Origin of the sequence: Roseibium sp. (genome assembly GCF_965232425.1) — a bacterium.
Taxonomy (GTDB): Bacteria; Pseudomonadota; Alphaproteobacteria; order Rhizobiales; family Stappiaceae; genus Roseibium.
The window spans coordinates 5,572,928-5,585,247 of record NZ_OZ246971.1 but is presented as its reverse complement, the minus strand read 5'-3'; the positions used below and the strand labels follow the sequence as shown (position 1 = coordinate 5,585,247).

The window sequence follows — 12,320 nt, the reverse complement described above, 5'->3', positions numbered from 1 at the left end:
GAAATATATTCGTGGGCAGACCCTTAAGGTAAACGGTTTTTTAAACCCGTCGGAGCACCTTGCTAGAACGTGGGGTCGACTCTGGTTAGTCAATGTTGAAATCATTCTTGTCATCATTTTTTCTGCGCAGGATGCGTGTCGAGCATTCTCCAAGCGGCAAATGGATATCGTCACCGCGACTTCCCCGGGATGTTGTGATCGCTTCGATCTTCGCAAATGTTCTCGGTCTGGCGATGCCGCTCGCGGTGCTTCAGGTCTATGACCGGGTTCTGCCGAATGCATCGACGGACACATTGCTGGTTCTCACGTTCGGGGTCGTTTGCGTTCTTGCCGCCGATGGTCTCATCAAGGTCGCGCGGGCTGCCGTTGTCGGCAGACTTGGGGCAAGTTTCAATCACCAGGCGCACAAGGAGCTGTTCCGGCGCGTGCTGGATGCAAAACCCGAAAACTTCGCCGGCACACCGGTCTCGCTTCAGGTTCACCGGCTGAGGTCGCTGCAGTCCATCGCGGATCACTACGGCGACCAGGGCCGTTTGCTCGCAATCGATCTTCCTGCGGGAGGAATTTTCCTGGCGGTTCTCGTGTTCATAGCCGGACCATTGGCTCTGGTGCCTGTTGTCCTGCTCGCGGTCTTCATCCTGTTCGCGCTTCACCGGAGCAAGGTTCTTCAGAAAGTGGTTGCGGACCGGGCCGGGCAGGACGACCGGAAATCCGATTTCGTGCTCGAAGTGCTGTCTGGCGCAAAGACGGTCAAGTCACAGTCGATGGAAGCATTGATGATTCGCCGTTTTGAGCGCCTGCAGAAGGAAACGGCGAACCTGAGCGCCCGTTACATGCTGCTGGCGGGGCAGGCCCGCGACGCCTCGACGGTGTTTGCAACGCTGACGACCGTCTTCGTCGTCCTGTTCGGTGCCGTCATGGTCATCAACGACGGCTTCAGCATCGGCGGTGTCGCGGCAAGCACGCTCTTGTCCGGGCAGTTCGTGCAGCCTTTTCTTCGCGCGATCAATCATCTGACGGACATGCAGCGCCTGAAGCATGATTACGCGCAGGTCGAAAAGTTGTTCGATCTGCCGCCGGTCGAGAAACGGGCGGAGCTGGAGACGGATCCGGTCGGTTCAGTCGAACTGAAAAACGTCTCAATGGATATCCAGAATGCGCGGCGGCAGGTTTTCACGAATGTGAATTTGACGATCAAACCGGGTGAATTTGTCGGTTTCAGCGGCGCGGACGGGAGCGGCAAGAGCACCTTGATGAAGCTGTTCGCCGGGGAGCTGTCTCCGCTTGCCGGGGACGTCCTTGTCGGTGGGCATGATTTCTCCGGTCCGTTGAAACATGCCCTGCGCAAACACGTTGCCTATGTCGACAGCCGGTCGGCCGTGTTCAACGGCTCGATCATCGAGAACCTGACCATGTTCGGCGCGGTCTCCGACATCGCCCGCGCCCGAATGGCCGCCAAACTGATCGGTCTGGAAAAGGAAATTCATCTGCTTCCGAAAGGCTATGACACGCAGCTCGGCGCCGATCTCGGAGGAAAGGTTCCGGCCTCGACCTTGCAGCGCATTTGCATCGCAAGGGCGCTGGCGGGCGAGCCGAAAGTCCTGATCCTCGACGAGGCAAATGCACAGCTGGACCAGCAGGCTGAAAAGGGACTCATCAACGCGCTCTACCGCTTGAAGGGGCATTTGACCGTCATCATCGTTGCGCACCGTCCGTCAATGCTTGCCGTTGCCGACCGCCAGTACCGGCTTGAAGACGGCAGGATCCACGAGATCACGCAGGAGACCGGGCCCAATCCGCAAAGTGTGGAGATTTCAGCGTGACCCGTGCTCTGTTCGATCTTGAGGACCTGAACCCGCAGACCAATCCCGTTCACCGTCAATGGAATGATTTGTCTGATCAATTGGGAAACGAAGCCGCCGAAACGGCTTTCAACAAGCTGAGTGAAGGAAAGACCCCGGCCGAGAGATGTCTTGTGCCATTGCTGCGCGAGATGAATTGGCAGGGCAATGACCGGCTCCTGTTCGAAGCTCTGCCGCACTTCGATCGGATCGCGTCGATCCAGGACCTCAGAACGGTTCTGAACAGGATAAACGTTTCGTCCACCCGCTACCGCGCCAATCCCGCCGATGTTGCCGTCTCGCAACTTCCGTGCATCAGCGTGACCGCCGACGATGTTCTGGTGCTCGCGACCAAGACCGAGAACGGCGACTTTCGCGCCTTTTCCGGCTTGAAGGGGGAAGCGGTCATCATCTCGGCGAAGGACATCACGCGGCACGAGGTCTACACGGTTGCGGAAGAAACGGAAACGGACAGGAACGCTTCCGGCAACCGCCGATGGTCGTCACTGGCGTCGAAACAGTTCCGGACCAGCATCGTTTCAATCCTGGCAATTGGCTTTGTGCTCAACATTCTCGCTCTGGGACCGCCATTGTTCATCATGGCGATCTACGACAAGGCGATGGGCGCCAAGTCGATCGAGGTGCTTCTGACGATGGCAGCCGGCATTGGCATCATCGTCCTGAGCGAATTGGCACTGCGCAAGACCAAGAACACCCTGCAGTCCTATCTCGGCGGGCGTGTCGACGCGATTGTCGGCAACAAGACCTTTGAGAGGATTCTGCATCTTCCCTATTCGATGCTTGCCGAAGCCCCGATCGGAACCCAGGTCATGCGGTTGCGGTACTTCGACAGCGTTCGCGACATTTTTCAAAGCGCGCTTTTCACCGCGATCGTCGATATCCCGTTCACGCTGATCTTCATCGCGGCGATCTTTCTTATCGGCGGCCCGGTGGCCTATCCGCCGCTTGCATTGCTGATCATCTATTCCGTGATCGCGGTCTACGTGTTGCCCAAGGTCCAGCGCGAAGTGGCCGCGGTCGGTGAGCACAAGTCGAAGCTGAACAGTTTCATGATCGAAACGCTTCGAAATCAGCGCACACTCCGGGATCTTTCGGTCGAAGATACCTGGCTCGAACGCTTTTCCGGCCTGTCGGCCAACTTCAACAAGTCGAACATCCATGCGCGCAATCTGACACACCAGTTGCAGACGGTGTCGCAGACGCTCATGACGATCTGCGGCGTGTTTGTGCTGGGAATAGGTGCATTGCAGGTGATGAATGGCGACATGAGTCTCGGGGCGCTCATTGCCACGATGGCCTTGTCCTGGCGTGTTCTCAACCCGATGAACCAGGCCTTCCTGAGCATCACGCAGCTTGCACAAAGCAGAACGGTGCTCGAGCAGATCGACAACCTGATGAAAGTGCCGCTGGAACGCGAACCCGGCTATCTGCCAAGGATCACCCGCGACATTCAGGGCGACCTGAAGATCACCTCGCTGGTGCTGCGCTATCCCGGTGCCACCGAGGCATCGCTGAAGGGCATCGAACTGACGGTCAAACAGGGTGAGCTGCTCGCGATCACCGGCCCGAGCGGGTCCGGCAAATCGACCCTCTTTCAAGCCATCACCGGTCTCTATCAGCCCCAGGTCGGTTCCATACTTTTCGACGGATTGGACGTTCGCCAGTTGGACTCGGGCGAATGGCGATCGCGGATCGGCTACGCACCTGATGACCTCGATTTCTTTTACGGAACCGTTAAGCAGAACCTGCTTCTCTCAGAGCCGGGAGCCAGCGACAGCCGGATCTTCGAAACCGCGGAAGGCCTCGGTCTCCTGTCCTATCTTGAGGAAAACTTCGAGGGTCTGGAGACGCGCCTGAACAGCGAAGTTCTGAAGAAGATTCCGGACAACATGAAGCAGCGCATCGTACTTGCCCGGGCGCTCGTCAAGAGGGTGCCCCTGTACCTCTTCGACAACCCCGGCATGCATCTCGATTTCGACGGCGACCGCAAGTTCATGGACATGATCGGACAGCTGCATGGCAAGGCCACCGTTCTGATCAACACGCAGCGTCCCAGTCACATGAAAATGGCCGACCGGGTGGTCGTGTTCAATTCCGGCCAGATCGCGATGATGGGCCCGCCGAGCCAGGTCGTTCCGGTCCTGATGGGACAGCCCGCAAAGGCGGGCTGAAACTGGCGGTGACTGACTGAGATCGGCGCGCAGCGGCCTGGCCGTACGCGCCGATCGTTCCTCAGGACGCGTTACCTGGCCTTACATTTTCAATCGCATCCTGGAATGTAGGCCCGGCGATGATCGCGTCGGCATAGGCGTGGCCGAGTTTCTGGCCTTCTGACACATCCATCGGATAGTGCACGCCGGCGACAACACGGCCATGGCCGATACGGGTCGCAAGATCGGCAAGCTCATCCGCTTTCTCTGGAAAGACTTCTGCGAGCAGCCGGGCGTAGACGACGGCGCGGATGGAATGGCCGCTCGGGTAGGACGCAACGGGCCGTGCATCACCAAGCGGTTCCACCGCACTGTTGATCTCGAACGGCCGGGGGTAGTCGTAGACGCCTTTCACGGCATCATAATCCGCACGGACCTCATCGATCGCAGTGTCTATGACGGTTTTCAGGGCAGGGCCGTCCACCTCGAAGATTGCATCACCGATCACCGGTGCGAAACGCTCCGTGTTCAAGGTGGTTTCCACGAACTCCGCCTGTTCCGGCGTGCGCGTTTCCTGCAGCCAGAGCACGGTCGAGAGTTCTTCGTGAAATCTGGGTGTTCCGAGCGCGGGCGGCTCCATGATCAGACCGTGTGCATCGACACTCGCGGGCGGAAGTAGTTGGCCGGACGGTTGGACGGCCTGAACCGGCGCCGTGAAAACCACGATGCCGACCGCGAGTGCAGACAGGGCGGCTAGGGACTTGTTCATGTATGTGCACCTCCACTTTGCAGTTGAGCAACAGCCCGCAACTGGATTTCGTCTGCATTGGAGATGAGGTGGGCGGGAAAGATTGCAAATTAAGTTGTTTTAATCTCGGTGCTGAAGGCCCGGCTGAGGTTAACGGGGATTGATGTCGGGCAGATGGGCATGTGTTTGCAATTGCCTTTTCCTGCGGAGGCGCTGACGCATGCCTCGAACCGTTTCAAGAAGATGTCTCCATCGGATGTCGGCATCCTCACGCACGTTTGGCTTCGCTGGTGAGAAGGAGAGCGCGCTGCATGCGTGGACTGCCTGCTCAAAATCCCTCCAGTTACCGGATTGTATGTCGCCGCCAACGGCAGTCTTCCACCTGGACGCACGCTGCAGTGTTCCGTTAAGGTCGTGCTGTCTTATGGCGGCAGCCAACTGACGGAACAGATAGCTTTCCGACGTGTAGTATCGTTCCCTGAGTGCCGCTGCCGATCGCTTGACACCTGGAGACAGCAATCGCCACGCGACCGTGGCCAGAACAGCGGCAAGCGCGACGAGGACGAGCCATCCGAACAGGCCCCGCCAATCGAAAGGAGTTGCCTGCTGCTCCGGCTGAGCCTCCGCGGTTCCCGTCACTTGAAGAAATATCTCCGGAACGGTGGCGGTTTCGATTTTTCCGCTTTCAAGATTGTACCAGGAAAGGCTTTTTTCCGGGATGGTATACGTACCTGCGGTCTCTGCGACCAGAGACGTTTCTTCGCTTCTCGTGCCCGAAAGCAAGCCCCTGTCTTCCTTTTCGTCAAGAACCGGCTCCTTCGGATAAGCGGCCAGGCCGTTGCCCGGGTCCGCGTCTGAGAGCGGCGGCACGAACATCGGGGCGACACCCGTCACCTTCACGGTCGTGGTTATGGTCAGCGCATCGCCCACTTCCATGCTTTCGGGAGTGCCTTCGACAGTCCGTTCCAGCTTCAGCGACTTAGCCGCAAGGAACGGGTCGAGGTCCTGGGCACCTTCGGGGATCTGTCCGGTGATTTCGAACCCGTCGGTCTGAGCGTCGACGACGACCGGTTGCTGGTTGTCCGGATCCGCGTAGGTCACCTTGATAGTGCCGGGCGGGATCTGAAACGTGCCCGCCGTCATGGGATAGAGACGGTACGACCGTGTCACGCCGGACCAGGTCTCGCCGTTGATCGTTTCGCTCGTCGGGCCCGATGCCCGAGACGGCAGCCGCACAACGACGTTGGGCGTTTCATAACTCGGGAACACGGGCGGCGAGGGGAGCCAGGTGGGAACCAGAACCGTGACCCTGAAGATCAACGGCTGGCCCGGAATGGCGGTATCCTGTTCCAGAGACGTCCTGATTTCGGGGATCTGGGCGTCCTGTGCCCAGACGGGAGCAGCAGCCAGGCACAAGACAAGGAACAGCAGCCGGACGATGGTCATTGCGGCCCCCTTGCGTTTTCGAGGGCAAACCGGCTCTTCAGAAAATCGCCGGTCTGCGTGTCGACGGTGCGCATCCATTGTTCGGCCGTTTCCGGCATCGTATCACCGCTTTGCTGCTGGGTCTCCGTTCCGCGGCCGGCTTCGTTGTCATAGACGGTGTCATCTGCACCGATGCCCGCCTCTTCGCTCGTGTCAGACTGCTCCCGGGTTCTTTCGATATACTCCAGTATGTACTTGGCGAGCTCCAGGTTCTTTGCGGCGGCCTCGTTCGCCGGATCGCGGTCTAGCGCTTTTTGAAACGCGTCAATGGCGTCCCGGTAGGACCGCGATTTCATCAGGGACATGCCTTCGCCGAGGGCAGCGTCAGAGCTGTCCTGCCAGGCGTAGAGTTCCGCCGCTTCCTCGTATTTGCCGGATTTGTAGAGCGCGTAGGCCTTCCAGGAGGGATCGGTGAAGAGCTCGGCCGCCTTTGCGAAATCCTTTGCCTCGAAGGCCATTCGACCCTGCTGGTCGGGCGTGAAGAACCAGTCACGCCATCCCTCCGCGTGCGCGTCGTCGGCGGGGAGTGAAAACACCGCGACGAACAGGATCACCGACCAGCGCATGGACCACCCGCGCCGGAACCAGAACAGCAGGATCAGCGCGGCGGGCCACGCGAACCAGACGCCCTGATCACGCCACTTGGCCTTTTCGTCCTGTGACAGCGCCGCCTGATAGGCCGCGTCTATGTTCCTGACGACTTGTTCCACATCGCGCGTATCCGCGCTGACCGTCACAACGCGGCCCGAGAGGAGGTCACCCGTATCCCTCTTGAAGACCCAGAAACTCAGCGAAGCACTGCTGGCAGGATCCCTTCCGGAAATCGCGGTCTGTTCCTCGCTTGACAGCGTATCCAGCATGAACAGGATCGAGCCGGGTTCCTCCTGACCGTCCAGCAGCGATTGCGCAAGCTGCAGCGCGCTTCCTGCGGCACTTCCCTTCACGGGCATTACGCTCGGGTCGAGACCCTCGAGAAACGGTTTGAGAACATCGGGGTCTTCGGTGAGCGGGACGACCTGGTGGGCGGAGCCGGCATAGGCCACCAGGCCCGTCTTTGCGCCGGCGCGCGCCTGCAAAAGGTCCAGTATCTTGTGTTTGGCCCGCTCAAGGCGGCTTGGCGGTATATCCGGCTCCATCATTGATTCCGAAACCTTGAGCGCGATCACAAGGGGGGCTTCATCGGACACCAGTGGATTGGGTTGCCGCGACCATGTGGGTCCGGCCGTCGCGACAACCAGCAACGCCAGAACGAGCGCAACCGTATCGATGGGACGCAGAACGGTCCGTTTCTCCGCCCCGATTGTCAGGGCGGCGGCAAGATGCGGCGCGATGACGGATGGCATCTCGGTCCTCGGCCCCGATCTGAAACGCGCATACCACCACAGACCTCCGATGACAGCCAATGCGAGCAGCCACCAAGGCCTCAGAAAATGAAATTGCGAGAGAGCCTGTTCCAGATTATCGAAGGTCATGCGGCTCTCCTCAAGGAAGAACCGAGTACGATCGATCCAAGCGCGAGCAGTCCGATCAGGACCGCGAGCCCGAGAAAGTACGGGCCAAGGGCATCCCTTGGACGGTAGCTGGCGGTATCAACCTCACGCGGGGCGAGGGCATCTATTCTGGCGTAGATTTCGCTCAGTGCATTTTCGTCGCTGGCAAAGAAATACTGTCCGCCGGCCGCGTTCGCAATGTCCTTCAGGCTCTGTTCGTCCAGCCGCTGTTCTCCCGTACCGGCCGGGTCACCGACACCGATTGTGACGATGTCGATACCCTCCTTTGCTGCAATACCTGCGGCATTAATCGGCGTCATGCGGCTGCCCGTGTCGGCTCCATCGCTGAGCAGGATTAGCAGCCGTTCCTCGATCTGGCTGGCCTGAAAGGTTTTGATTGCGAGCCCGATGGCATCTCCGATGACGGTTTGCGGGCCGGCCATGCCGACTTCGGTCTGGTCAAGCAGGGCACGGACAGACGAAAGGTCTTCGGTGAAGGGCGCCTGTACGTAGGCCTTCGACCCGAAAACGATCAGGGCGACCCGATCGCCGTCCCGTTCGGAAATGAAGTCCCCGACGACGCGTTTGACGGCGTCGAGTCTTTGCGCCCGTTCGCCGTCGCTGGAGGGAAAGTCAACCTGATCCATGGACCCGGAAATGTCGATCGCCAGCATGACGTCGCGTGCGGCCTTTTCCTGTACGATCGGATCGCCGACGCGCACAGGCTGCGCCAGCGCGCAGACGACCAGGCACCAGACAAGAGAGGCCGCAAGAGACTGAAGGCGCGAACGGCTGATCACCACGGAACCGGATGTCGGCTGCTGTCCGGCTGCAGAAGCAATGCTGCGGAAATACGGGAATCGCACGGAGGAAACGCGCTCCTTGTGCGCCGGCATGAGCAAGAAGACCAGCAGCGGCAACGGCAGCATCAGAAACGCGAGGGGCTGGTCGAACTCAAGCATCCGGAAGCTCTCGTCGGTGTCGCTTGATCCACTCTTTCACAAGCCGTGTGAGGGGTTCACCGGCTTGCTCCTCCTGGTAGGCAGCCGTTGCAAGCACCTTTCCCGGGCCGTTGGAAAATCCGCTGCCGCCATAAGCGTTGTCCAGAAACGTCAGCCAGCTATCGCCGAAAAGCGAAGCAACGGCCGATCGGGGATAGGCGGCAAGCGCCGTGCGCCGCACGAGGCTGGCGAGGGATGACGCATCCTGCGCGGTGGTTCCGAGTTCAGCCAGAGCCGCGCGGCGGTAGGCATCCCGGCGCCAACGTCGCACAAACATCCAGATGAGTGCGGCGCCAAGCCCCAGCAGCAACAGTCCCAGCCAGACCCAGCCCATTGTCTGAGGGGCCATCGAAACCGGTGCAGGTTCCGGTACGGGCTCCAGGAGGTCAATCAACTCGGCGAGGCTCAGGCCTTTCCACTCCTCATGCATCGGCAGTTTCCCGGCGCCTGGAGCGAAGACCCATGAGGCGGCGCATCTGATCGACCGTATCACTACCGGCGCTGAGCGGCAGGACGGGTGTTCCGTATTTCTGTTGCCATTTCAGGATTTCCGCAATGCGGCCCGAGGCGAAGTCCGACAGCTTTCGATGGGCTTCCGTCGTGCCCGTATCAAGTTCGACCTGAAGTTCGCCATCGGAGACGACAAGTTTCATGTTCCTGGGCACATCTTCCGAGATCGGGTCGGTGACCGGACACAGAATGACATCATTGTGCCTGGCGATGGTGCCAACGAGCTTTCCGGTCCGCGCGTCGAGGCCGTCGAAGTCGCTGATCACGATGACGAGATGGTCCCGGCGGGCGATGCGGGCGACCGACGCGAGTGGCTGGTTCAAGAACAGCGGATGGTCGGCGCGCGGTGCCTCGGCATGAAGCATCCGGTTGGCACGATCAAGTGCCGTCAGGAACCGGTTGACCGCCGTCCGTCCCCGTTTGGGGCGAAATTCGGAGACATGACCGTCTCCGAAAATGACGGCCCCGACGCGATCACCCTGGTCGAGAACGCGAAAGGCAATGAGGGCCGCCGCCTCTGCAGCCGTCACCGATTTCATGTTCAGCCGGGTTCCGAAAAACATCGACATGCGCTGGTCGACGACCAGCAATGCCGGGCGGTCGCGTTCTTCGCTGTAGACCCTGACATGGGCTTCGCCCGTTCTTGCCGTGACTTTCCAGTCAATCGTTCGCGGATCGTCTCCCGGCAGGTAGCCCCGCAGTTCTTCGAAATTGAGGCCGCGGCCACGCAGTCTGGACGCATGCCGTCCGTTCAATACGCTTGAAACCGGCTGCCGCGGCAGCAGGGTGAGCTTCCTGGCCCGGCCTTCGAGCGACCGTAGATGCGGCAGGTTGACCCTTACCCGGGTATCGATCTGTTCAGGCCCTGGATCCGCGGCCGAATTCAGACCGGTTCGGGACCTTGCAGAGGCATCACGCATTCCAGCCTCCTCAAGTCAACGCAACCTGGGCCACGATTTCGTCGACGACCTTGTCCGGGGACACACCGTCCCCGTCGGCCTCGAAACTCAGGCTCAGCCGGTGGCGCAGCACATCATGGGCAATGGCCCGGATATCGAGCGGATCGACGTAGTCGCGTTCCTGCAGCCAGGCATGCGTGCGGCTGCACTTGTCGAGCGCAAGCGAAGCTCTCGGGCTCGCCCCGATTTCGATCCAGCACGCGAGATCCGGCGAAAACCTGTCCGGGGTTCGTGTCGCCTGGACCAGATCCGCCATGTAGCGTTCGCTTGCCTCGGACACGTGGATCGCGGCAATCTCGGACCGCGCCTGGAAGATCGCGTCCTGTTCGATCGGGCTAGGCGCGGGTTTCCCGCCGCCGTCACCGGTTCCTGGACTGAGGGCCGCCGTTTCTTCGCCGCGCACCAGCCGGATGATCTCGATTTCGTCCTCCACCGGCGGATAGGTGATCAGCACATGCATCAGGAACCGGTCCATCTGCGCCTCCGGAAGCGGATAGGTGCCCTCCTGTTCAACCGGGTTCTGCGTCGCCATGACCATGAACAGCGGCTCCATCTTGTGGGTCTTGCCGCTGACCGTGACCTGGCGTTCCTCCATGGCCTCCAGAAGAGCCGCCTGAACCTTGGCCGGCGCCCGGTTGATCTCGTCGGCCAGGACGATGTTGGCGAAGATCGGGCCTTTTTCGAAACGGAACGTGCCGGTCCCGCCGGACTGGTGGTAGACCTCCGTGCCCGTCACATCCGACGGCAGCAGATCAGGCGTGAACTGAATGCGGCTGAAATCCGCTTCCATGTTCTTGGCCATCGCCTTGATCGCACGTGTCTTGGCCAGGCCCGGTAACCCTTCGACCAGCAGATTGCCGTTCGCAAGCAATCCGATGATCAGACGGTCGATGACATCTTCCTGTCCGACAATCGCGCGTTGCATGCGCTCCTTGAGCTTTTGCACCTGTTGAAGTGCTTCCGACATTTGAAACAGTCCGTGAAACGTTTAGGGGAATGGTTGCGGATAAGATCTGGTATCGGGCGGCCTCAGTTGCCGGTGCCCGACCACACACGTTTCCAGTCTTCGGCCATGTCGACAAGCAACCAGCCGCGTGTTTCGGCTTCGTCGAGCCCTCTGACCAGCTTGCCCACATGGCTGTCCCGATCATAGGCCCATTCCCTTTCGCCGTCCGTGTGGTGCACGATCAGGCCGAGACTTGGTCCTTCTCCCGCGGTCGCCCACTCGAGCATCTCGAAGTCGCCGTCGGAATTGCCGCCAACGAAAATCGGGCGCTTTCCGATCTTGCTGTCGATGCCGATTGGTTTTCCCGCCTTGTCGTCAATGAAAGCGATACCCGGATCCTTGATGATGGTCGGTACGCCATCGACGACCTCGTAGCGCGTTTTACCAGCGCTGCCGATGACATTCTCCGGCGGTACGCCATAGGCTTCCTCGACAAACGCGCGCATGAAATGAATGCCGCCACCGGACACCAGATAGGTCTCGAAACCTTCGTCCCTGAGATATCTCAACAGTTCCAGCATCGGCTGGTAGGTCATGTCGGTATAGGCGAGATCTTTGGTCGGGTGTCGCGCCGTTTCAAGCCAACTGGCAACATCAGACTGAAATTCCGGTACCGAAAGACCGGAGTGAGACACCATCACGATTTCAAGGAGGCCGTCTTCCCCAGCCTTGGCGACGGTCTCCATGTCGCCGGCTGCAGCCGCCTTCAAGACATCGCTTGAGAGAATGGAAGGGTCCTTCGCGGCCATTTCCTTGAGCCGGTCAAGTGCAAAAAAGAGCTGGAAATAGACAGGTTGCTCAGACCAGAGCGTCCCGTCATTGTCGAAGACGGCGATCCTGTCCGCCGGCGTGACATATGTTTCCGACGTCGGGTCGGTCACCTCGGTCACAAAATCGATGATCCGTGACTTTGTTTCACCTTCTTGCCAGGAGGGAAGCGGGTCAGCGATCGCCGGTCCCGCGAAAACAGCCAAAACGGCAAAACACAAAAAAAATCTCATACCGCTCTCCCTGGAAGTGACCTGCGAAAATTCATGCGTGATCACGAAAGCCGGACGCGTTCGCGCGTCTTGTTCAGGATCCGCCGGCGGCCTATTTGCGCGACCGCC

The 12,320-nt window shown here is 59.9% G+C and carries 10 protein-coding genes; 2 read left to right on the top strand and 8 right to left on the bottom strand.

The annotated features are described in order from the left end of the window. Positions 1-107 precede the first annotated feature (107 nt). Together ACO08A_RS25565 and ACO08A_RS25560 are read left to right on the top strand one after the other, a co-directional pair. Positions 108-1,823 (top strand): peptidase domain-containing ABC transporter, encoded by a 1,716-nt coding sequence (locus ACO08A_RS25565; RefSeq protein ID WP_422038672.1) that lies wholly within the window; start codon positions 108-110, stop codon positions 1,821-1,823. After that, entirely contained in the window at positions 1,820-4,033 is a 2,214-nt protein-coding gene (locus ACO08A_RS25560) for a peptidase domain-containing ABC transporter (protein ID WP_422038671.1), read from the top strand. The genes ACO08A_RS25565 and ACO08A_RS25560 overlap by 4 nt, the downstream gene beginning before the upstream one ends. A 61-nt stretch (positions 4,034-4,094) precedes the next feature. Here ACO08A_RS25560 and ACO08A_RS25555 read toward each other — a convergent pair whose 3' ends face one another. The 8 genes from ACO08A_RS25555 to ACO08A_RS25520 form a co-directional block, all read right to left on the bottom strand. Then, positions 4,095-4,781: a phosphatase PAP2 family protein gene (locus ACO08A_RS25555; RefSeq protein WP_422038670.1), complete on the bottom strand. Its 687-nt coding sequence runs from the start codon at positions 4,779-4,781 to the stop codon at positions 4,095-4,097. A 129-nt stretch (positions 4,782-4,910) separates the two neighbouring features. Next, a complete protein-coding gene (locus ACO08A_RS25550) occupies positions 4,911-6,206 on the bottom strand; it encodes a BatD family protein (protein WP_422038669.1) in 1,296 nt (431 codons plus the stop codon). Continuing rightward, on the bottom strand, positions 6,203-7,717 hold the full coding sequence (locus ACO08A_RS25545) for a VWA domain-containing protein (RefSeq protein WP_422038668.1): 1,515 nt from the start codon (positions 7,715-7,717) through the stop codon (positions 6,203-6,205). Before ACO08A_RS25545 ends, ACO08A_RS25550 begins: the two co-directional genes overlap by 4 nt. After that, positions 7,714-8,697: a VWA domain-containing protein gene (locus ACO08A_RS25540; protein WP_422038667.1), complete on the bottom strand. Its 984-nt coding sequence runs from the start codon at positions 8,695-8,697 to the stop codon at positions 7,714-7,716. Before ACO08A_RS25540 ends, ACO08A_RS25545 begins: the two co-directional genes overlap by 4 nt. Then, a complete protein-coding gene (locus ACO08A_RS25535) occupies positions 8,690-9,166 on the bottom strand; it encodes a DUF4381 domain-containing protein (protein ID WP_422038666.1) in 477 nt (158 codons plus the stop codon). Before ACO08A_RS25535 ends, ACO08A_RS25540 begins: the two co-directional genes overlap by 8 nt. Then, on the bottom strand, positions 9,159-10,166 hold the full coding sequence (locus ACO08A_RS25530) for a DUF58 domain-containing protein (RefSeq protein WP_422038665.1): 1,008 nt from the start codon (positions 10,164-10,166) through the stop codon (positions 9,159-9,161). The genes ACO08A_RS25535 and ACO08A_RS25530 overlap by 8 nt, the downstream gene beginning before the upstream one ends. A 10-nt stretch (positions 10,167-10,176) precedes the next feature. Continuing rightward, positions 10,177-11,172, bottom strand: a complete 996-nt coding sequence (locus tag ACO08A_RS25525; protein WP_422038664.1) for an AAA family ATPase — start codon at positions 11,170-11,172, stop codon at positions 10,177-10,179. 62 nt (positions 11,173-11,234) lie between these two features. Then, positions 11,235-12,212, bottom strand: coding sequence for an HAD family hydrolase (locus ACO08A_RS25520; protein WP_422038663.1), 978 nt, complete (start codon positions 12,210-12,212; stop codon positions 11,235-11,237). Positions 12,213-12,320: the final 108 nt, after the last annotated feature.

Coding starts and splice junctions, on each gene's coding strand:
- ACO08A_RS25540 (WP_422038667.1), bottom strand. CDS start 8,697: ATGCTTGAGTTCGACCAGCCCCTCGCGTTTCTGATGCTGCCGTTGCCG.
- ACO08A_RS25520 (WP_422038663.1), bottom strand. CDS start 12,212: ATGAGATTTTTTTTGTGTTTTGCCGTTTTGGCTGTTTTCGCGGGACCG.
- ACO08A_RS25530 (WP_422038665.1), bottom strand. CDS start 10,166: ATGCGTGATGCCTCTGCAAGGTCCCGAACCGGTCTGAATTCGGCCGCG.
- ACO08A_RS25550 (WP_422038669.1), bottom strand. CDS start 6,206: ATGACCATCGTCCGGCTGCTGTTCCTTGTCTTGTGCCTGGCTGCTGCT.
- ACO08A_RS25545 (WP_422038668.1), bottom strand. CDS start 7,717: ATGACCTTCGATAATCTGGAACAGGCTCTCTCGCAATTTCATTTTCTG.
- ACO08A_RS25525 (WP_422038664.1), bottom strand. CDS start 11,172: ATGTCGGAAGCACTTCAACAGGTGCAAAAGCTCAAGGAGCGCATGCAA.
- ACO08A_RS25555 (WP_422038670.1), bottom strand. CDS start 4,781: ATGAACAAGTCCCTAGCCGCCCTGTCTGCACTCGCGGTCGGCATCGTG.
- ACO08A_RS25535 (WP_422038666.1), bottom strand. CDS start 9,166: ATGCATGAGGAGTGGAAAGGCCTGAGCCTCGCCGAGTTGATTGACCTC.